The organism is Lactococcus taiwanensis, from assembly GCF_017068355.1.
Classification (GTDB): domain Bacteria; phylum Bacillota; class Bacilli; order Lactobacillales; family Streptococcaceae; genus Lactococcus; species Lactococcus taiwanensis.
Map to the genome: position 1 here is coordinate 1,876,570 of NZ_CP070872.1, position 20,762 is coordinate 1,897,331.

18 protein-coding genes are annotated in these 20,762 nt (G+C 41.4%); 6 read left to right on the top strand and 12 right to left on the bottom strand.

Annotated elements, in window-relative coordinates; translation table 11 throughout:
• The first annotated feature begins 28 nt into the window (after positions 1 to 28).
• The 3 genes from yaaA to JW886_RS09270 all read left to right on the top strand — a co-directional run bounded on the left by yaaA (position 29) and on the right by JW886_RS09270 (position 2,004).
• The gene (gene yaaA / locus JW886_RS09260; protein ID WP_200407511.1) at positions 29 to 391 is read left to right on the top strand and encodes a S4 domain-containing protein YaaA; all 363 of its coding nucleotides are present in this window, start codon (positions 29 to 31) and stop codon (positions 389 to 391) included.
• The gene (gene recF, locus JW886_RS09265) at positions 391 to 1,479 is read left to right on the top strand and encodes a DNA replication/repair protein RecF (RefSeq protein ID WP_205871930.1); all 1,089 of its coding nucleotides are present in this window, start codon (positions 391 to 393) and stop codon (positions 1,477 to 1,479) included. Before yaaA ends, recF begins: the two co-directional genes overlap by 1 nt.
• 147 nt (positions 1,480 to 1,626) lie before the next feature.
• Positions 1,627 to 2,004, top strand: coding sequence for a MerR family transcriptional regulator (locus JW886_RS09270; protein WP_205871931.1), 378 nt, complete (start codon positions 1,627 to 1,629; stop codon positions 2,002 to 2,004).
• Here the strand turns inward: JW886_RS09270 and JW886_RS09275 are convergent.
• The 8 genes from JW886_RS09275 to JW886_RS09310 all read right to left on the bottom strand — a co-directional run bounded on the left by JW886_RS09275 (position 2,001) and on the right by JW886_RS09310 (position 13,510).
• On the bottom strand, positions 2,001 to 2,936 hold the full coding sequence (locus JW886_RS09275; RefSeq protein WP_205871932.1) for an alpha/beta fold hydrolase: 936 nt from the start codon (positions 2,934 to 2,936) through the stop codon (positions 2,001 to 2,003). The two genes, JW886_RS09270 and JW886_RS09275, sit on opposite strands and share 4 nt — an antisense overlap.
• 106 nt (positions 2,937 to 3,042) lie before the next feature.
• On the bottom strand, positions 3,043 to 4,023 hold the full coding sequence (galE, locus tag JW886_RS09280; RefSeq protein ID WP_075525889.1) for a UDP-glucose 4-epimerase GalE: 981 nt from the start codon (positions 4,021 to 4,023) through the stop codon (positions 3,043 to 3,045).
• 139 nt (positions 4,024 to 4,162) lie between these two features.
• Positions 4,163 to 7,195, bottom strand: coding sequence for a beta-galactosidase (locus JW886_RS09285; RefSeq protein WP_205871933.1), 3,033 nt, complete (start codon positions 7,193 to 7,195; stop codon positions 4,163 to 4,165).
• 128 nt (positions 7,196 to 7,323) lie between these two features.
• Complete coding sequence (gene galT / locus JW886_RS09290; RefSeq protein ID WP_205871934.1) at positions 7,324 to 8,811, bottom strand: UDP-glucose--hexose-1-phosphate uridylyltransferase; 1,488 nt, start codon at positions 8,809 to 8,811, stop codon at positions 7,324 to 7,326.
• Between the two features lie 79 nt (positions 8,812 to 8,890).
• Positions 8,891 to 10,090 (bottom strand): galactokinase, encoded by a 1,200-nt coding sequence (locus tag JW886_RS09295; protein WP_205871935.1) that lies wholly within the window; start codon positions 10,088 to 10,090, stop codon positions 8,891 to 8,893.
• A 3-nt stretch (positions 10,091 to 10,093) separates the two neighbouring features.
• Complete coding sequence (locus JW886_RS09300) at positions 10,094 to 11,116, bottom strand: aldose epimerase family protein (protein WP_205871936.1); 1,023 nt, start codon at positions 11,114 to 11,116, stop codon at positions 10,094 to 10,096.
• A 113-nt stretch (positions 11,117 to 11,229) separates the two neighbouring features.
• Positions 11,230 to 12,618: a glycoside-pentoside-hexuronide (GPH):cation symporter gene (locus JW886_RS09305; RefSeq protein WP_075525894.1), complete on the bottom strand. Its 1,389-nt coding sequence runs from the start codon at positions 12,616 to 12,618 to the stop codon at positions 11,230 to 11,232.
• A gap of 151 nt (positions 12,619 to 12,769) precedes the next feature.
• A complete protein-coding gene (locus JW886_RS09310) occupies positions 12,770 to 13,510 on the bottom strand; it encodes a MurR/RpiR family transcriptional regulator (protein WP_200407519.1) in 741 nt (246 codons plus the stop codon).
• 113 nt (positions 13,511 to 13,623) lie between these two features.
• Between JW886_RS09310 and mgrA the strand changes: the two genes are divergently transcribed.
• On the top strand, positions 13,624 to 14,634 hold the full coding sequence (gene mgrA / locus JW886_RS09315; protein WP_205871937.1) for an L-glyceraldehyde 3-phosphate reductase: 1,011 nt from the start codon (positions 13,624 to 13,626) through the stop codon (positions 14,632 to 14,634).
• 45 nt (positions 14,635 to 14,679) lie between these two features.
• Here mgrA and JW886_RS09320 read toward each other — a convergent pair whose 3' ends face one another.
• The 3 genes from JW886_RS09320 to JW886_RS09330 form a co-directional block, all read right to left on the bottom strand.
• Entirely contained in the window at positions 14,680 to 15,819 is a 1,140-nt protein-coding gene (locus tag JW886_RS09320) for a nicotinamide-nucleotide adenylyltransferase (RefSeq protein ID WP_205871938.1), read from the bottom strand.
• Positions 15,820 to 15,920: 101 nt separating this feature from the next.
• The gene (locus JW886_RS09325) at positions 15,921 to 17,219 is read right to left on the bottom strand and encodes a peptidase U32 family protein (protein ID WP_205871939.1); all 1,299 of its coding nucleotides are present in this window, start codon (positions 17,217 to 17,219) and stop codon (positions 15,921 to 15,923) included.
• Between the two features lie 318 nt (positions 17,220 to 17,537).
• Positions 17,538 to 18,461, bottom strand: a complete 924-nt coding sequence (locus tag JW886_RS09330) for a peptidase U32 family protein (protein WP_205871940.1) — start codon at positions 18,459 to 18,461, stop codon at positions 17,538 to 17,540.
• Positions 18,462 to 18,683: 222 nt separating this feature from the next.
• Here JW886_RS09330 and JW886_RS09335 point away from each other — a divergent pair, with 222 nt between their 5' ends.
• A complete protein-coding gene (locus JW886_RS09335) occupies positions 18,684 to 18,965 on the top strand; it encodes a DUF3270 family protein (protein ID WP_205871941.1) in 282 nt (93 codons plus the stop codon).
• Positions 18,966 to 18,993: 28 nt separating this feature from the next.
• Here JW886_RS09335 and JW886_RS09340 read toward each other — a convergent pair whose 3' ends face one another.
• Complete coding sequence (locus JW886_RS09340; RefSeq protein WP_205871942.1) at positions 18,994 to 19,815, bottom strand: putative RNA methyltransferase; 822 nt, start codon at positions 19,813 to 19,815, stop codon at positions 18,994 to 18,996.
• Between the two features lie 307 nt (positions 19,816 to 20,122).
• On the opposite strand from JW886_RS09340, the gene JW886_RS09345 reads away from it, so the two are divergent.
• Positions 20,123 to 20,746 carry a copper homeostasis protein CutC gene (locus tag JW886_RS09345; protein ID WP_200407525.1) on the top strand — a complete coding sequence of 208 codons (624 nt, stop codon included), beginning with the start codon at positions 20,123 to 20,125 and terminating at the stop codon, positions 20,744 to 20,746.
• Positions 20,747 to 20,762 lie beyond the last annotated feature (16 nt).

Consider the following 20,762-nt stretch of genomic DNA (forward strand, 5'->3'; position numbering starts at 1 on the left):
TAAGGCGACTTCTTGTTATAATAAGCATATGGAAAAATATATTTTATTTGAAGAATACATTACTCTAGGACAAGTTCTCAAAGAGCTTGGTTTAATTGCTACAGGAGGACAAGCAAAAATTTTTCTGGCCGAACATACGGGTGAAATTTTTTATAATGGGGAAGCTGAAAATCGGCGCGGCAAAAAAATGCGAAATGGCGATCTGCTAGAATTTCCAACTTTTGATTTAGCTGTGACGTTTGTGCAAGCCAGCCCAGATGAACAGGCCGAACATGAAGCGGAAAAAGCCGAAGAGGCGCGTGTGAAAGCTGTGGTAAAGAAAATGAACGCACAAAATAAGAGCACAAAACCTAGCAAAAAGGTTGCGCCTCGCTTCCCAGGACGTAAGTAATGAAACTCAAGCAAATTGAACTCAAAAATTTTCGAAATTATGAGCAAATCCAGCTTGATTTTCATCCACAGCTTAATATTTTTTTAGGTCAAAATGCTCAAGGAAAAACCAATATTCTTGAAGCCATTCATTTTCTGGCGCTCACGAGAAGTCATCGCACTAGTCACGATAAAGAACTCATTCGCTGGAATGAGCAAGAAATGAAAGTTTCTGGAATTGTCGAAAAGGCACACACAACAGTTCCGCTTGAGGTCCAACTCACAGCAAAGGGCAGAATTGCAAAGGCCAATCATCTCAAGGAAAATAGGCTAGCTGATTATATTGGACAGCTCAAAATCTTGATGTTTGCTCCGGAAAATTTGGAATTGGTTAAGGGAGCCCCTGCCGTTCGCAGACGTTTTTTAGATATGGAAGTCGGGCAGATACATGCCGTCTACCTCTATGATGCCATGCGTTATAATCGAGCTTTAAAAGAGCGGAATGCCTACCTGAAATTTGATAAAGATAAAATTGATAAAGCTTTTTTATCTGTTCTTGATGAGCAATTAACAGAACATGGCAATAAAATTATACAAGAGAGGGCTGCTTTTGTAGCAAAACTTGAACAGCACGCTCGTAATATTCATCAGCAACTGACACATGGTCTGGAAGACTTACGGATTAGCTATGCCAGCCACGTCAAAACAGATTTTGCCAAAGAGCTTTCGGCGCGTCATGACCACGATATTTTCCGCCATCAAACCAGTGTCGGGCCTCACCGTGATGATTTGCAGTTTTTTATCAATGACATTAATGTGGCCGATTTTGGCAGTCAAGGGCAACAACGCACGGTTGCTTTATCTGTTAAACTTGCAGAAATTGATCTCATTTTTGAAGAAACAGGCGAGTATCCCATCTTGCTTTTAGACGATGTCATGAGTGAGTTGGATAACAGTCGTCAATTGGATCTGATTGAAACCAGCCTAGGAAAAACACAAACATTTCTTACCACAACAACCCTCGATCATCTCAAAAATTTACCTGAAAATCTTAATATTTTTAATGTTGAAAATGGGAAGATTAAAGAGGCAGAGAAAAAAAGTTACTGATCATCTGGTCAGTAACTTTTTCACAACTTTTGAGGAGCAAACCCTTCTGTTGCAGTGAAAACTGCAGCTAGGGCACCTAGAAAAGTAGCCTTATGGTAGAATCATTATAAACGCGCATGCACGTAAAAAGTACAATCAGGATGTAACATGACAAAAACCTATAAAATCTCAGAAATTAGTTCACTGACAGGCCTGTCAGTAACAACCTTACATTATTATGAAGACTTAGATCTCTTAAAACCTCAGCACAGTGACAGCAATTGCCACGAATTCACCGAACAAGATTTAGCATGGCTTGATTTTATCAAACGAGCCTTGGCCACAGGGATGCCGTTAGCAAAAATCCAAGAATACGCCAAACTGCGTGAGCAAGGTGATGCCACCATCATTCAGCGAATTGGACTTTTAGTTGAGCAAGAGCGGGTCTTGCGCGGGCAAATCGCAGAGCTTGAAGCACACTTGGATTTTATTTTACAAAAAAAGCATGGCTACTATGATCACTTACAAAAAAACTCAGAGCGCTAAGTCTGAGTTTTTGATTTTCCAAAAAGGAAAGTTTTGATGTAAGCAAGTGCTGTGGGATTATTTTTATCAGCTACGTGCTTCACCACACTCGGATAAATGCGCCAAGTTACTGGATTACCATTTTCTTTAAAGAAATGATAGACAGAAAAGCCATCGGCCCAAGGTACTGTACCATCCGTTTGCATGAGCGCATTATAATCTCCCATGAGCAACAAAGTTTTTGTCTTAGAGGAGAGGCGTTGGTAATGCTTGGCGATGTACTGGTACATCGGTGTTTGAGCGCTTGGGCCTGTTTCCAGCACTTGTGCTAATGTTTCCCCCGCTTGTAAAGGGGTCTCGCTATTGTACTCTCCATCAAGCGATACAAATTTTTTGACCCTTGGAAAGTTGGGATTGCCACCTGTATCGATCATATAGTAAAGCGCACCTGTCCCACCCGAGGAAAAGCCGACAAGGTTAATTGCGGGGACTCTGTAATGCTTAGTCAAATAAGTCATCATTTTTTGAAGGGCAATCGAGTATGATTCTCCCGCGGATGTCCCCTTGACCGTATTAAAATCAATCTGTGGAAAATGATTCGTTTGAGCAATATTTCCCGAAATCGTTAGCGCATTGTTCCGTCCAATATTCACTGCAAAACTTAACGGTGCTGACTTTGCGACCTCTTGGGGCGCTACCTGCGTCATCATGTCAAATAAATCTGTGGCACTTCCCCCCGATCCCCCGATATAAATCGTCGGGTAAATGACCTGCTTACTTTTTTTATTTTTACTAATTTGGGAATGGGGTACTTCTTTAACTAAGTGATAATGCCCCATTTTCAAAAATCCCCAGAATGTACAACTCGCCATAACGAGTGTCGCACTCACCGTCATAATAGCCGTCACAATCCGCCGCTTCCGGCTTCTTTTTCTTGGACTCTGTTTTTTCATAAAGATATTATAACAAAATTTGACATTTTATTTTTAAAGATTAAAAAAAAGTTACTGACAGGGCTGTCAGTAACTTTTTATTCTATTTTTTAGTGCACTACTAATTTTAATAACCTTTGGGATGGCTTTGATGCCATTTCCAAGCGTTGGTAATGATGTGTTCCAAATCATGTTGAACTTTCCAGCCCAAAATTTCGCCTGCTTTAGTGCTGTCTGCCACCAATTCATCAGGATCTCCTGGGCGACGTTCGCCCATTTGACTTGGAATCGCATGACCAGTGACTTTGCGCGCTGTTTCCAACACTTCCAGATTAGAATAGCCTTTGCTTGAACCCAGATTAAATTGGTCAGACTTACCGCCCGCTTTGAGGTACTCAAGCGCTTTGATGTGGGCATCAATCAAGTCTTCCATGTCAATGTAGTCGCGAATGCAAGTCCCGTCTGGCGTATTATAGTCGTCGCCATAAATCGTGATAAATTCACGTTGTCCCAGCGCCGTTTGCAAAATAATCGGAATCAAATGCGTTTCATTTTTGTGGGCTTCGCCAATCGTCCCGTCGTCTTTAGCACCCGCCACATTGAAATAACGCAGAGCCACATAAGTCATGTCCGTTGCCTCAGACTGCCATTTCATCATTTTTTCCATGATAAGCTTAGACTCACCATAAGGATTGATTGGTTTTTGCGGTGTTTTCTCAGAAATTGGCGAATGCTCTGGAATGCCAAAAGTCGCAGCTGTACTTGAAAAGACGATATGTTTCACGCCAAATTCTTGCATGGTTTCAAGAATGACTTGTGCCCCACCAACATTGTTGTTGAAATACATGAGCGGTTTTTGCATAGACTCACCCACCAAGCTATAAGCGCAAAAGTGCATGATTCCTTCGATATTTTCTTTTTCAAATACACTCGCAAGAAAACTGTGATCACGTACATCTCCTTCGTAAAAGCGCACATCAGCAGGAACAGCTTCACGGTGACCTGTCACCAAATTATCTACGACAGCGACATCGTAACCTTTTTCTACCAACATCGCTACCGCATGGCTCCCAACATAGCCTGCACCCCCAAGTACTAATACAGTCATAATCCACTTCCTATCCTTTTTATTTGATTCTATTTTATCATAAAAGCGCTTGGAAATCGTTCCATCCTCATCTCCATTTAGTGAATACGTTTTCTTTTTCTTCTGTCTCATGCCTAAATGGTGCTCGTTTTAAAAAGAGTTATGGCTTTTCCACTCCTGTCAGCTGACTACTCAATTGAAGTTCATAATGGTAATGAGGTTCCCGCAACAAATCAAGCGCTCCAACACTGGGACTCCAGGAATCGTCCCCTCCAACACCCATATGAAAACCGTCAATATTAAGCCACGTTCCTGCTTCTTCTTGCAGAAGATGCCAATGATCGACTTCATGCAGCTGTTGCTGACTATAAGGACTGAGATTAAAGGCAAAACTCTGACCCGATGCTTTAAAGATGAGCGAGCCGTAGGACAAGCTTTGCACTCCCATGCGTAAGCCATTTTCACTCGGAAAGACATAGGGCGTCGAAAGCTCAGTAAGAGGCTGTTGCCAATTGCCCAAGCGAGCGGTACCTTTTCGATCGGGATAATTCTCATCTGGACCTAAGCCAAAGTAAGAAGCGTCTTTCGCACGATCAGCCAGTTGTACCGTCAGACCAATCCGAGCAGGTTCAGGCAATTTTTGATGGCGCATCACATCTACTTGGAGTAAGAGTTTGCCAGCACGATCAATCCGGTACCGACGTTGCGTCCTAAAAGCAACGCTACCATGCGCGTGATACTCAGTTACGGCACAAACCGTAATTGCATCAGACGATTCTTCCGTCGTCAGACGCTTAAGATGAAGTTGTAAGTCGTAAAAACCTGCTGCTTTCCACCGTTCATACCACGCCCAAGGATCGATATGCTCTACTTCACTGACGCCGATGTCATTATCAAGTGGAGCTCGGGTAAATTGTTCTGACAGCCCGGTCAGTAATTTTTCGTCCCCTTTTTCATCAACCCACTGACTCAAATCACCCGTCCGCTGGTCAAATACAAAAGTTTGCCCGCCTGCTGATACGGTGACGGTCTGCTTATCCGAGCTTAAACGCAATTGACTTTTAATGACCGGGCTGTCAGTAAGCATTTGCTCGCTGTCCACAAGTGTCAGAGCTTCTTGCAAAATAAATTGCTCATGAGCTACCTCAAAATGTGCTGGCAAAAGAGCGGTGGCAGCAATCGTTTCCACTTCTACATTTAAAAGAAGCGTTGAACCCTCTCTTTCAGGAAGATGACTAAGGGGTAGAGTGAGACTTTCGCCTGGGGAGAGTTTAAGGTCTACGGCGGCCTCAAAGAAAACCTCTTTCCCATCGGTCAGCTGATAACTTAGACGCTCATTGTCTGTATTGCGAAACAAATATTCACTTTTTACTGTCAAACTCACAGGATTTCCGATAGGATCTTTCTGTAATGTAAATTGCAGATATTGCTGCCAATATTTAACCTCAGCAAGAGCTGGCTTAGGCGTCCGATCAGCAAAGACTAAACCATTTAAACTGAATTGCCGATCATTAGGCAAATCGCCAAAATCGCCACCATAAGTGAAGTGCCCCTCTTTCCAGAGACTTTGATCTGCCCAATCCCAGATAAAACCACCTTGCAAGCGATCAATTGTTCGAAAAGCTTGCCAATATTTACCAAAACCTCCCATAGAGTTTCCCATATTATGCGCGTACTCACACAGGACTAATGGTCGTGTCTCTCCTGCTACCCCCATCCATTCTTTAAGCGAGTAGGGTGCATTGATACTAGAGTCATCTACTCGTGCGTACATAGGGCAGATAATATCCGTCGCAGGGCTAGCTCCTCGTGTCTCATCATCTCCCCCTTCATAATGTACAGGCCGTGTGGGATCAAAAGCTTTACACCATTCGTAAAGCGCTTGATGGTTCCGTCCATAACCTGCTTCATTTCCTAATGACCAAATGATAACACTGGGATGATTACGGTCTCGTACTACCATTCTCGTTACCCGCTCACTCATCAAAGGAAGATAGGTAGGATCATCAGTCAGTCGATTCATAGGCAGCATACCATGTGTTTCTATATTAGCCTCATCTACAACATACAACCCATATTCATCACATAACTCATACCACCGCGATTGATTAGGATAATGCGAACATCTTACCGCATTAAAATGGTGGGCTTTCATCAACTTAATATCTTTAAGCATCACCTCTTCGGAGACGACATAACCATGATCTGGTGTAAACTCATGCTTATTCACCCCACGAATCAATAGAGGTTTTCCGTTAACCTTAAGCTGACCTTGCGAGATTTCAACTTTACGCACACCAATTTTTTTAGTTTCTTGTTGCAACAACTCGCCTGCTGCATCCCATAAAGAAAGTTCCAATCGATAAAGATGAGGGAGTTCATCGGACCAAAGGATCGGATGCGTAAGCTGGAGTGTTGATTGAAAACCCGTCGCTTGGGCCACTAACTTTTCAGCATCATAGAGTTCAACTTTGAGCGTTGCATTATTCATATCACAAGCTTTTGCCTCAACAAAAATTTCGGCAAAATCAAAATCTGCATCTAGCTCAGTCACAACAGAAAAATCTAGCAGATAATTTTCTGTTAAATGTTGAAGTTTTACTGGACGAAAAATGCCAGACATACGCCACATATCTTGATCTTCAAAATAGGTCGCTTTAGACCACCGTAAAACCAAAACACGCACTTCGTTCATTCCTTTTTGCGCCTGAGAAGTCACATCAAATTCTGCAGGCAAACGCCCATCTTCTGAATAACCCACATATTGACCATTAAGCCAAACATGAAAGGCTGAACCTGCTCCTTCAAAAGTTAAATGAATATGCCCACTTGCTAGCCATTCCTCACTAAGTTCAAATTGACGACAGTAACCCCCCACAGGGTTACTATCTGGTGCATAGGGAGGATCAACCGGTATTGGGTAAGCCACGTTCGTATAAATTGGAACATCCGTTTCATCTGGAAAAGTAAGTTGCCAATTACTTGGAACTGGAATTTTACCCTCAAAATCGCTACGCTCCAGCCAATCTTGTGGAATTTCTTGAATACTTGAAAAATGAGTGAAGTCCCATTCTCCGTTTAAATTTCTGGTTTCCTCATAAGCCATCGGCGTATGCATCGCAAGGCGATGCCAATTGCTTATACTTGGATTTTCCCAGTCCTTACGTGCCAAAATATCACTCAATTTAATCATTATGATCCTTTCCAGAATTTTTCAGCGTGACGATTGACTAAAAAACTAGCGTGTTGAATCATGCCCAAGAGCTGGGTTATCAACAACATGCTAGTTTTTCTCAGCCGTTCTTCTCTGTCTTCATTTTTTTAGTTGTCTTCATTGATGAAGTTGACAAACTTTATAAACCCTGCTTGTCCAGGTGCATCATCTTTAAAGACTCCGGCATCTTGTAAAACTTCTTCAAAAACAGCACCGACGGCTTGTTCCACTAATTCATGAACTCCTTGTGAAGTGATTGACTCCGTGGCTTTTAACTTTTCTGCCCAAGTTCGGTGAATTTCTTTCATCTCATTTGGTTCGTCCAACAAATACTTTTCAACTTCTTTGAGTTCTGCCTTCAGACGTGGCGGCAAAATGGCTAGCCCCATTACTTCTATCAGGCCAATATTTTCTTTTTTTATGTGATGTAGCTCTTGGTGAGGATGAAAAATGCCATCAGGATATTCTTCACTTGTACTGTTATCTCGTAAGACAAGATCAAGACAATACTCCGTCCCTTTTCTACTTGCAATAGGCGTAATGGTGTGATGGAGAATTCCCTCTTTGTCAACCGCTGTGATATCCAGTTCTTTATCACTATAATGTTGCCATTTCTCAAGAATTTCACTGCTTGCCTCAAGGAGTTCTGCTTTATCACGACTCTGGAGGCGTAAAACAGACATTGGCCAGTTTAATATTCCAGCCTTAACTTTTGGATAATGTACCAACTTGATTGGGGTACGAACGCTCGCTTTTAACATTGGAAACTGATGACGTCCTGCTTGATAATGATCATGGGTTAAAATGGATCCTCCCACAATTGGCAAATCTGCATTAGACCCAATCATATAGTGAGGGAAAACCTCAAGAAAAGCGAGGAGATTTTCAAAAGCCTTCCGGTTGATTTTCATCGGTTGATGCTTTTCATTAAACACAATTGAGTGTTCATTATAGTAAGCATAAGGTGAATATTGAAACCCCCAATTTTGGTCGTTAAGACTTAAGCGAATCACGCGATGATTACTTCGTGCCGGGTGATTTCCCCCTCCGTAGAGTCCTTCGTTTTCCAGACAGAGGGCACACTGAGGATAACTTGAATGGTTTTGCATTTTAGCTGCTGCAATGGCTTTGGGATCTTTTTCTGGTTTTGAAAGATTAATCGTGATTTCCAAGTCACCATATTTCGTTGGATGTGTAAATGCCAGATTTTTAGCAATATCCCTTGTTTTAACTTGATTAATTTGGCGGGCTAGGTCATAAAAGTAAGCTGTAGCGTCTTCGGGACGGTCTTGATATTTTTCCCAAAATACTTGGTTAATTCGACTAGGCTTTGGCGTGATGAAATCCATTAAAGCCGCTTCATAAAACTCACCTGTAGTGACATCATATTGTTTATTTTCTCTGGCTTCATCTAACAGTTTATCCATCAAAAGTAAGGCATCTTGCTCATGTTGATGTTTTTCTGGTTCTTTCCAATCCGCCATGCCTAGAAAATGCAGGAGTTGATTACGCAAGTAGATGCTGTCCATCGCTTCAATCGCTCCATTATTTACCGCCAACTCTACAAAATCTTGAATGGTTTGATATATTGACATTTCTACTTCCAATCTAAATCATTATTTTCCCACGAAGGTAAAACTTAAGCGTGGGTGCTCTTTTTTGTGAGCTTTTTAGTTATTCAACATCTAATTTGGTAGAGCCTGATCCGATTTGGGCTACATAGAAGCTTGCAGGGTATCCCACTACTTTTTCATAAGTTTCCCCTACAGCCTTTTCAAAACTAGGAACATTATCATGAGCCACAAGAGCTATGGCACAGCCACCAAAACCTGCCCCTGTCATCCGAGCGCCAAGCACACCAGGTTGCTTTTGCGCGGTTTCAGCAAGTGTGTCAAGTTCAAGTCCTGTTACTTCATAGTCATTTTTGAGTGAAGCATGAGAGGCGTTCAGCAGTTCACCAAATTTCGTCAAATTACCAGCCACAAAAGCTTTTTGAGCAACTTTTGTGCGATTGTTTTCATAGACAGCATGGCGCGCCCGTTTAATCAATGTTTCATCCCCAATCAAAGCGGTATTTGCGTCAAAATCTTCATTGGAAAGTTCACCGAGTGACTGGATATTGAGTTTTGTTTGCATCCGTTTGAGCGCTTCACGCGTTTCAGCGAAACGTTCATTATATTTAGACTCTGTTAAAGCGCGAGGCTTATTCGTATTCATAATAACAATGTCATAATCACGTAATTCGACAGGGACCATTTCGTATTTCAAGGTATTACAATCCAACAAAATGGCTTTTTTAACTTCCCCAAAACCAATAGCAAACTGGTCCAAAATCCCTGAGTTTACTCCGATAAAATCATTCTCCGTTTTTTGACCAAGTTGGACAAGCTCAAGTCGAGGAACATTGAGCTTAAAGAGGTCATCCAACACGACACCAACCAAAAGTTCTAGTGAGGCAGAAGATGAGAGCCCTGAAGCTGTAGGAATTTCTCCCTTGATAAGGAGTTCAAAGCCTCGATCAATGGTGTAGCCTGCATTTTGTAACATGGTCATCATGCCTTTAACATAATTTGCCCAGCTCTCCCCATCTTTATGATGACTATCTGCAAGATCAAACTCTATAACACCTGCTTCAGGAAAATTTTCAGAGTAAAGTTTGATTTTTTGATCGGCTCTTAAACGCGCAAGACCTGTGGTACCGATGGTAATTGAAGCCGGAAATACGTAACCCCCATTATAATCGGTATGTTCACCAATAAGGTTAATGCGACCAGGACTAAAGAAATATTCAAGATCTGCTGTTCCCCCAAAAACATGGTTAAAACGTTCTGTTAAGGCTGATAAGATTGTACTATTTTCTACAACTACTGACATTTTTTATTCTCCTAAATTTACTTTATAGATGGTTGTGGCTTGATAGGTTTCCCCGGCGTTTAAGGTAATGTCGCCTAATTCGGGAATTTGGGGTGAACCAGGTGCAACTTGAGTTTCAAAGGTAATTCCACCATGGTGAGCTTCAGGTTTTCCACGATAAACCGTGCCCATATCCCCAAAATTAGCTGTAAAAATAACGACACTTGGTTGATCGGTATAGGTGGAAACACTAAGTTTTCCTAAAGTCAATCGGGCCTGTTCCTTAGCCAAATTGCGCTCATCCAGTAAGAAACCATGGTCAAGTCCATCAACAAGTCTGATCTGAGGATCTGAACTTGAAAATACTTCTGAGAGCGTTTGTGGCGCTCTAAAATCAAAAGGTGTACCTGTTACTTCTACAAGATCGCCCCGGACAACTTGCGATTGATCCAACAAGGGAACATAGCGCGATGCTGCAATCTGTAACTCATGATTATCAATGGGTTGGTCTGCTTCACCGTTAAGATTAAAGTACACATGCCCGGTTGGATTAAAGACTGTATCTTTATCAGATACTGCCCGATACTCAATCTTCCATTCTCCAGCTTCATTGAAAGTGTGGATGGTAGTAAAATCAAGATTACCAGGATAACCTCCTTCGCCATCTTTTAAGCGTAAGGTATATTCAACGCCCGCCTCTTCTTCTTTTTGAAAAGTTTGGGCTTGCCAAATTTGGGCTTGTGAAGGATTGGATCCCCCATGAATCGCTTGAGGAAAATCATTTTGTTCCAGTTGAACGCTTTGACCATTAATAACCACTAAGCCATCTTTAGTGCGTCCTGCGATCCGTCCCACCGTTGCACCTGGGAAAATATCTTTTTCTTGGTATTCTTGTGCACAATCAAAACCTAGAACAATATGCTTTCCTTCTACTACCCAATCAACGATGCGCGCGCCATAATTTGTAAAGGCAATGCGCATTCCTTTTTTATTCTCAATGGTGAAAAGTTGACTGCCTAACCCAAAATCTGATGTTGTAATTTTCATATTTTTCCCCAAATAGAGCTGACTTAAAAAATCTAGCTCTTTTCTTTTCTAAGCACTAACTGACAGTATGGTCCGCTGGCTCAGGCCAACTGACCACGCTGTCAGTGAATTTCTTATTTGAAACGTTCTTCAAGTTCTGCAACGATTTCTTGGTGACGTTTTTCTGTCAATTTTACTTTAAATAAGTAAATGGCAAGTGAAATAATCATCAAGATGGCTGGGACGATGAAGGCATAGAGTTTAAAAGTTGCTACTCCATAAGTGCGTCCTGCAATATATTTTGAGCCCGTCATTCCAGCTGCAATAGCTACAAAGCCATAGATACCATTTGAAAAGGCTCCCGCAATTTTATCAAGTAATGGACGCATTGCCAAGGTAACAGCTTCATTTCGGACACCGTTCTTCCATTGACCATACTCAACAGAGTCTGTAATGGTCATCAAAACAGATAAGAAGACCAATTGGTAAGGTGTTGTTAAAAAGATTAACCCTGCAACAGTCATTGGCACGGAGCTACCAAGTACAAAGAGTGCATAACCAATCAACATAGAAATGATTGCCCCAGTCAAGACTTTACGTCGTCCAAATTTTTTCGCCAACATTGGAAACATTGGGACTAAAATGATGGAGCCGATAAAGCCGACAATACCCGTAATAGAGTAAAGACTCGCATTCCCAATAACAAATGTAAAATTCAAAATCAAAGTGGCTGTAGTGGCAACATAGGCAATAGCAAATAGAATGTAAGAGAGTGACAACCACATCAACTGGTCATTTTTCATCAGAGCTTTGAAGACGTCTAAGGTATTGGTTTTAGTGCCTTGTTGACGAATAGCAGATTGTTGTTCTTTTGTTCCCCACGCAGTCACCAAAGCTGAAATTCCTTGAACAAGTGCTGCGATAACTCCAAAGGCGAAGAAGCCGCGCGCCCCTTGCATATGACCACCTTTAGTAAAAGCAATCGTAATAGGTATAGCCAGAATTGTTGCGCCTTGAGCCCCAATGGCTGAACCAAAACGAGCGAATGTCCCAAGTGTTTCACGTTCAGAATTTTTTTCTGATAGGGCGGGAATCATTGACCAAAAAGCAATATCTTTGAAAGAATAAAAGGCATCCAATATGATGAAAGAAATAGTGAATACAATCGCAAACAACGTACGGTTGTCACTCTTAGCTAAACCAAAGAAATCGGAGAACATCAGCATAATCATCAATGAAGACATGATCCCACCGACCACTAGCCAAGGTTTAAATTTCCCCCACCGTGTCTGAGTATTGTCAATGATAGATCCGATGATCGGGTCAAAGATAATTTCAATCAAACGAATAATGACGACTAATCCTGTAACTAAGGCAATCATAGCATCTTCGTGGGGCGAACCTGCAAACATTTGTGCCGTTACAAAGGCAATGAAAAATGTACTGATTGAGTAATAGTAAACATCATGCCCTAACGCACCGAATGCATACGATAAACGTTGTTTCATTTTTCCCTTATTCATGGGAATCCTCCTTTAGATTTCTTTTTTTGAAATCGCTCACATTTATAGTATAGCACGCTGTGTAAAGAAAGGGTTTCCAATTTTAGAAGCTTTGTTTGGAAACCCTTCCAAACTGCCACAAAAAAATCACTGACCAGCCTGTCAGTAATTTTTAAAACTCTTTTTCTTTTTGATAAATCGAGTAAACATCCACAAGGACACGTTCTAAGATAAACAGTGGCAGACGACTATGCACATCCAAGTCAAAATAATTAACTTCAAGTCGACTCTTATAACCAATCAAACTAACGTCTGACAGGGCGGTCAGTTCACTTTCTGCATCCGTGGTCAGCGCAATGATTTTCCCCCCTTGTTGTCTGACCGTCTTTAAGGGGATGTTGATTTCAGGATTTTCACCAGAGAGTGACAACGCCAGTACTAACTTATCGGCAGTGGCGAACTGTGCATAATAGGTGATTTGCTCTGGGTCATCATAGAGACTGACGGGCTTATGAAAAAGCTGTAACTTACGTAAGAGTTCGTTAGCGACGTTAATCGTCAAACCTCGCGCAAAAATCAAAATTTCTTTAGCTTCATCCACCATTTTCACGGCTTCCTCGACTTCTTGGGCTGAAATATTATTGATGGTTTGCAAGAGTTCATCTTCATTTTTGGCAATAGCACTCAAAACTTCTGTGGAAAAACCACTTATCTCGGGTAATTTTTTTTCTCTGATAGAGTAGCGAAATTCACCATAACCCGCAAAACCTTTTTTCCGTACCGTTCGGTTAACGGTGGACAAAGAAACATGGGCGAGTTCTGCAAGTTCCGAAATAGAAATTTGGGGGATTTTTTCATAATTTTCCTGAATTACTTCCCAAGTATATCGTTCTGCATTGGTTAAATTTGACATTGTGCGTACTCCATTGATTATAATTCCTGCTGATTAAATTATACCATTTAGCGTTTACATTTGCTATAATGTTTTTGAAACCGCTTCACAATATTTTTTGAGGAGAACTATTCATGACTTATCAACCTAATCCACATCGTTATGACAAGATGCTCTATCGTCCTGTCGGAAATTCCGGTTTACTTTTACCCGCCATTTCGCTAGGGCTCTGGCATAATTTTGGTTCTGTGGACGATTTTGAGAATGCCCGACAAATGATTCATACCGCCTTTGATTTAGGAATTACACATTTCGATTTGGCAAACAATTATGGACCCGTCCCTGGCTCCGCCGAGATTAACTTTGGAAGAATCCTCCATGAAGATTTCAGAAAATATCGTGATGAGCTAATCATTTCAACGAAAGCGGGTTACGTCATGTGGCCAGGACCTTACGGAAATTGGGGCAGTAGAAAGAGCCTTTTAGCCAGTTTAGATCAGTCCTTGCAACGACTTGGCCTTGATTATGTGGATATTTTTTATTCCCATCGTCCTGATCCAAACACTCCGATTGAAGAAACGATGGGCACTCTAAAAACGGCGTTAGATAGTGGAAAAGCGCTCTATGTCGGTCTTTCAAATTATTCAGCTGAGCAAACACAAGCGGCTGCATTAGCAGCTAAAAACTTGGGCTTCAAACTTTTGATTCATCAGCCTCGCTATTCCATGTTGGACCGCTGGATTGAGGAGGATTTACAAGAGACATTGACGACAAATGGGATGGGAGCAATCGCCTTCAAACCATTGGCACAAGGCCTTTTGACAAACAAATACCTCCATGGAGTGCCTGAGGATTCTCGCATGCGCGACCCGCATTATGCCACTTTGCAAGAAGACAGCTTGACACGCCCAACACTGGCTAAAATTGAAAAACTCCAGAAATTGGCCCAAAAACGTGGACAGAGCTTAGCACAACTTGCACTGGCTTGGGTGCTTCGGACGGATTTAGGACGTGGAGTCACTCCCGTTACTTCTGCGTTAATTGGAGCCAGTCGCCCACAACAAATTATTGAGAACGTTGCGGCTTTAGAGCAGCTTGACTTTAGTACTGCTGAACTCGAGCAAATTGAACAAATCTTGAAATAAAAAGTTACTGACCAGCTGGTCAGTAACTTTTTAAGGTGTTCATACTTACGAACGCAAGCGTTCAATTGTTATGCCTGTGTAAGCTTTGACTGCATCAATCGCATGATGATAACGTGATAAATATCCAGCTCGATCCTTCTGATTTCCAGAATCATCAAGGATGACGACACGATCCATCAAATCAAATGCGGCGAGCTGACGTAACAGCTCCTGATGAAAAATCAGGCGTGGGTCTTGAGCCCCTTCTTGAAGTGCGCACCCCTCTTCTTTTTCCACTGAAGGAGGGATGACCAAGATTAAATCCATCCGTTCTCTAGCAATCGTTTTTTGAAAAAGGAGTTTAAGTTCCTCGAACTCCGTTTTGGGTAAGTTCATTTTTGCATGAACACTTGTTACCAAAGCGTCCGTGTCCAAAAACACGATTCCCTGATTCGCTGGTGAATTTAGCTGCTGTGAGTTAGCATCGTATTGACCAGTGATGAGACGAGCATAATCTTCCTGACGTAATTCTTCGTCAGTGAGGTTATAAGTTGCTTTGTAAGCTTGGAGGTAATCTTCAGAAAAAGGGGCATTAATAGAACGCGCTAGTCGCCGAACGAGTGTTGTTTTTCCTGTTGAAGCTGAACCCATCACTGTCACAACTTTCGAAAAATGCCGCCTAAAGACACGATTGATTTTGTCCCATTGGGCTTGCGGATTTTCACGTATCTTTGTCGCAGACATCGCGATATCTTGACGGTCAGCAAGTTCTACCTCATAGCTGTTGCCGTCCTTTGGAAATCGACGCTTAAGTTCCGTAGCATAAGCAGATTCGCCCACATAAAAAGTAATTTCGAGCTTATCACGTGTGGTGTACGTATTAATCAGGTTTAAAAGACGACTCACCCACTCATCCCAACCATGAGGCATTGCAGGTAAGTCATTTTCATCGAGTTTAGCGACTTGTATCGCTTCTTCATCTCGAAAAGCTTCTCGTAAATAACGAAAACGTTTCTCCAAAGGTAACCCAATCTGTGCGCCGCGATCTTGATCATCGCCTGAAACGACTAATAACACGCCATCATTCAGACTAGCACATTTATAGATTTGCTGTTGATGACCAACATGCAAGGGGGCAAAGGTTCCAAAATAGACCCCTATTTTTTCACCTGTTAATTTTTTATTCGAACGTATATTTGACATCATGATAGCCTTATTTTACCAAAAAAATCTTCTAAGTAAACTTTTACGGGCAGCCACAGCGTTAAAAAATACTGACCAGCCGGTCAGTATTTCATCAGTCCTATTTAAGCACGCGCACGCACTGTTTTAGAGATGCCTGTTTGTTTATCATAAAGATTGATCAACCCTGAACCATTTTTACGAATCATATCGCCTGCTTTGACCGCAAATGGCACGTCAATGTGCAAGAGGGTCATAGGGTTTGGCGCACGGTCAATATGCTCGTCTGTCTCAGCCAAGCGCAAGTTGGTCACGACCGTATCCACATGGCGGAAGCCCGGCCCGTAAAACTCGATTTGGTCGCCTTCAGTTATGACATTACGTTGGCGGATTGTTGCCACCATTGTCGTTTCATCAAAATCCACCACTTCGCCGACAAATTTGTATTCAGGAATTTTCCGACGTGCGCCGAAAAGTTGTTTATTTTCATCAGGTGTTTCATAGTAAAAGCCAGTGTCCAACTCACGTTGTGCGACTTTCCAAAGCTCATCAACCAAGCGTGGCTTGATTTCTTCAAAACGTTCTGGCGATTCCCAGTAAGCATCAATTGCTGCTTTGTAAACATTGGCAACCGTTGACACGTAGTGAATTGATTTCATCCGGCCTTCAATTTTGAGCGAATTCACCCCATTTTCAATCATATCTGGAATATGCTCAATCATAGACATATCCACGGCTGACATTGAAAATTCTTCAGAAACTTCACCTGTGATGGAATGACGCTCTCCACCAAAGGGCAGATCATACAAATCATATTTCCAACGACATGACTGCGAACAGCCCCCACGATTGGCATCACGCATGCTCATGTAGTTGGACAAAACACAGCGCCCAGAATAAGAGATACACATGGCACCGTGGACAAAAGCTTCGATTTCAACATCCGTATGCGCGCGGATTTCGCGCAATTCTTCCATAGAGACTTCACGCGCCAAAACGACACGTTCAAGACCAAGATTTTTCCAAAATTCTAGTGTTTCGTAGTTCGTCGCTGAGGCCTGAGTTGATAAGTGAATTGGCAAGCCTGGTGCTTCTGCCGCACAGATGGCAATAAGTGCAGGATCAGATACGATAACCGCAGAAATACCTAAATCGCGCAAAGTACGGAACCATTCGCCAGCGCCTTTTTCATTGCCTTCGTGCGTGACCATGTTGGCCGCCACGTAGACCTTAGCATTATGGCTAGAGGCATAAGCCACCCCCTCAGCCATTTCTTCAAAGGTGAAATTACCCGCCCGCGAGCGCAGACCGTAGGCTTGCCCACCGATATAGACAGCATCAGCACCGTAATCGATCGCAACTTTTAGTTTTTCAAGCGTACCAGCAGGTGCAAGCACTTCTGGACGCGTTTTTGTGATTGACATAATAAATTCTCCAATTTTCAAGATTGTAAGTATTTTGAAAAGGCTGGTGCAGAACAACCCCCGCACCTCGGTAAACTCCTTGTCAAAGAGTACCTGCCAAAACTTCTTAACAACAGCAACTTGGCACCTTAGCGCTTAGTCACTGGATGCTCCAAAAGACAAAGCCTTCCAGATTCCTTATAGGTTTATTTTACAGGATTTTGAAGGAAATGGAAACTGTCAAAGATGACAAAGTTCTTTGACATTATAGTATTTATCGAGGTAATAGGTGGGCAAAAACAAAAAAATTACTGACGTACCTGTCAGTAAATTTTTCACTTATTTTACAGCATCTTTATCCAAATCATAGAAACCATGTGACAATGTACGGCCTGCTGGATGCAGCTTACGCACCTTTTCATCCAACTGGAAAGCTTTAAGTTCAGTAAATTCTCCAGATTCAATCAGATTTTTTGCTTCCACAAAACATTTTGTAATTTCAACAAAATTTTCTCCTCGAGTGAAAATACCATCAAGTTTCCAGTGGTCGTAACCCATATCCACTAAATCAGAAAGCTCTGTCATCATATCCAAGTCATCATTTGCAAAGATATGCGTCCCGTGTTTGTCCTCAAAAATTGAGTAGTGGGTTTCTTCTTTTTTGGGTTCCGAAACAAAGAGATTGCGTGCACGATCTTTTCCAGTCTCTTCGGTTTTGATAAAGTTATAGTAATTTTGTACCAGTGGACGCTTACTATGATGTATCACAGTTGCACCGTAAACTAGTAGTTCACCAGGAACTTGTAATTCTTGTGCCATGTCTGCTAGCTCTTCTTTAGGTAATTCACGAGCATGGACAGCTTCTACAGCTCCTTGTTGTGCCCAAAAATTAACTTGCCGTGCTGACGCCACCATCGTGGAAGCATCATAAGTAAAGGGAAGGGCGTAGTGGTCACGTTGCAAAACAAAGATAACTCCTGCATCCCCTACTGCAATACGATCCACCTTAATTTCCACTAAGAAATCAAGGTAAGGCTTAATTTTAGCCATCATTTCTGTATGCATCAACGCATTAACCGCTACTGTGACAGTTTTTCCAGCTGCATGCGCTAATCTCGTAATTTCCTGCAGTTCTTCCCGACTCAAAGCCGTCGGAACACGTAATCCGTAGTTTTCTTCACCAATGTATAAACGATCGACTCCTGCTTCAAGCAATGCCTTCGCTTGCTCAACGCTCTCAGCCGTAGAAGTAATAGTAATCATATTGCTATTATATTATAAAATAATCTATTAAGCGAGTGTCAAAAAGATCCTCCTTTAAGATTCCTCTCAATCCCCTACTCTTTTCACCCTTTTTCAGGCTCTTTAATCATGTTTTGCGCTTACAGTAATTTTTTTGTAACCAAATTAACTCTAATATAACATTTATTGGATAAATTTATACTATAATAATGACATAAATCTCGGAAAGCTGCTAAATTATCTATGGAATTAAGAAATCTCAAAGACTTTTACGAAAAACAAGAATATTACAATTATGAAGAAACTCAAGGACGTGAACAACGACAATTCAATAAAAGGGTCGAAGAATTAAATTTCTTTACCAATATTGCTGTTTTTTCGATTTTCCTTGCAATTATTACTTATATTTTAGTTTCTGTGCTGATTAGTTGGATTGCAGTTCCCGTTGCTGTGGTGGTTTCTTTAGGCCTTTATGTTTCTGTCAAAAAAGGGATTTCTAAAGCAATTAAATTTCTCATGAAATAAAACAAAACCTATCGTTTAAGATAGGTTTTTATTTATGCCCGATTAAGAGTTGGACATGGATTGTTGCTCGCATTGGTGGATTTTTACGCGCCTGCTCCTTACGCTCTGGCGAAACCGCCCACTCCAGAGGACTCATGGATAAGAAATCCTGGCGTAATGGTTCTGGGAGTTCAAAAGTATAACGCAATTCCTTTTGTTCTACTTCAGAAAACTCTGCTTTAAAGCGATCCACAACCGCTGTGTTTTCATAGTCAATAGGGAGTCCATAAACGTTACGGAGTTCCTGTAAATAATAACGGTCAGGCACGACTTTAATTACCACTCCACTTGGGACAAGTACCCGTTTGAATTCTGCATAATTTGAAGGGGTAAAAATGTTCAGAACCGTCGAAAAAGATTGATCAGCAAATGGGAGATTGGTTAGATCAGCCAAGCTCAAAAAACTTCTCATTTCGAGTTCTGTTGCCATTTCTATGCCTTCTTTCGCAATGTCAAAAGCAAATTTTGTTCCTTTTACATCTAACTCTTGTAAAAATGTCCCCTCACCTGTACCCACATCTATCAAATGTCCCTCTTTCAAAATCAACTGAATTTCTTTCAAAAGTGGTTGATACATTCCTGATTCGATTAGACGTCGCCGCGGTTCAAACATTTTTCGTGTATAATGTACTGTATCCGGTTTTGTTTGCAAAAAATTAACATAGCCTTTTTTGTTCAAGTTATAAGTATGTTTATTTTCGCAACGCAAAGCATAGGGGCTGAGTTGGAACGGGCGATGACAAAGCGGACACCTTACAAGTTGCAAATTTTCTTCTAATAATTTATAAGACTTTTCAATTTTTTTTAACATAGCTATTATGTTATAACAATTCTCAAAGATATGCAACTTCTCTTAAAAGTAACTTTCAGTCGATTAAACTGCCTTTTCTGATCATTTTTGATACCCACATTTGTTACATCACAAAACTTGCTCGTCATGCTATAATAATTACGGCTAAATACTAACAAATTTTATTGATTAATAACCGCAAAGCTATTTTACACCATGCTCGACTCCAGCCAATTCGAGCTTTTTTTATTTTAACCTTCCCTTATAACATTGCAAGTCCTGATAATATCGTTTATAATTGTTAGAGAACTTTTTGAAAGGAAAAACTATGATTATTCGAGAACTTTGTGTTGAAAATTTTACGAAAGTGCCTCATGCTATCCGAGAAGGCGTAGAGCGTATTGAGCTGTGTGATAACCTTGCGGCGGGAGGAACTACCCCATCTTACGGTGTTATTCAACAAGCAGCCGAACTCGTTGCTGAAAGCAAAACAACCCTTGCAGTGATGATTCGTCCTCGCGCAGGAGATTTTGTTTATAACTCCTATGAACTTAAAATCATTGAAACAGATACACTCAAAGCCATTGAAGCTGGCGCCCAAAACATTGTCTTTGGTGCGTTGACCGAGGAAAATGAATTAGATACTGATGCCCTAGAAACTGTGATGGTAGCCGCACAAGGCCTCCCTGTAACTTTCCATATGGCCTTCGATGAAATTAAGAATCAAAAAGAAGCCATTGACCAACTGATTGAATTCGGTGTGGATAAAATTTTGATGCATGGTGGCCCACTTAATCAACCACTCAACACAGAAAAAATTAAAGATTTAGTTACCTATGCCAATGGTCGGATTACAATTTTGATTGGCGGAGGTGTGACATCAGCAAACTATGAAAGTTTAGCGCAAGCTTGCCAAACCTCGTTTGTTCATGGTACAAAAATCATTGACTAAAATAAAAAAAAGCTTC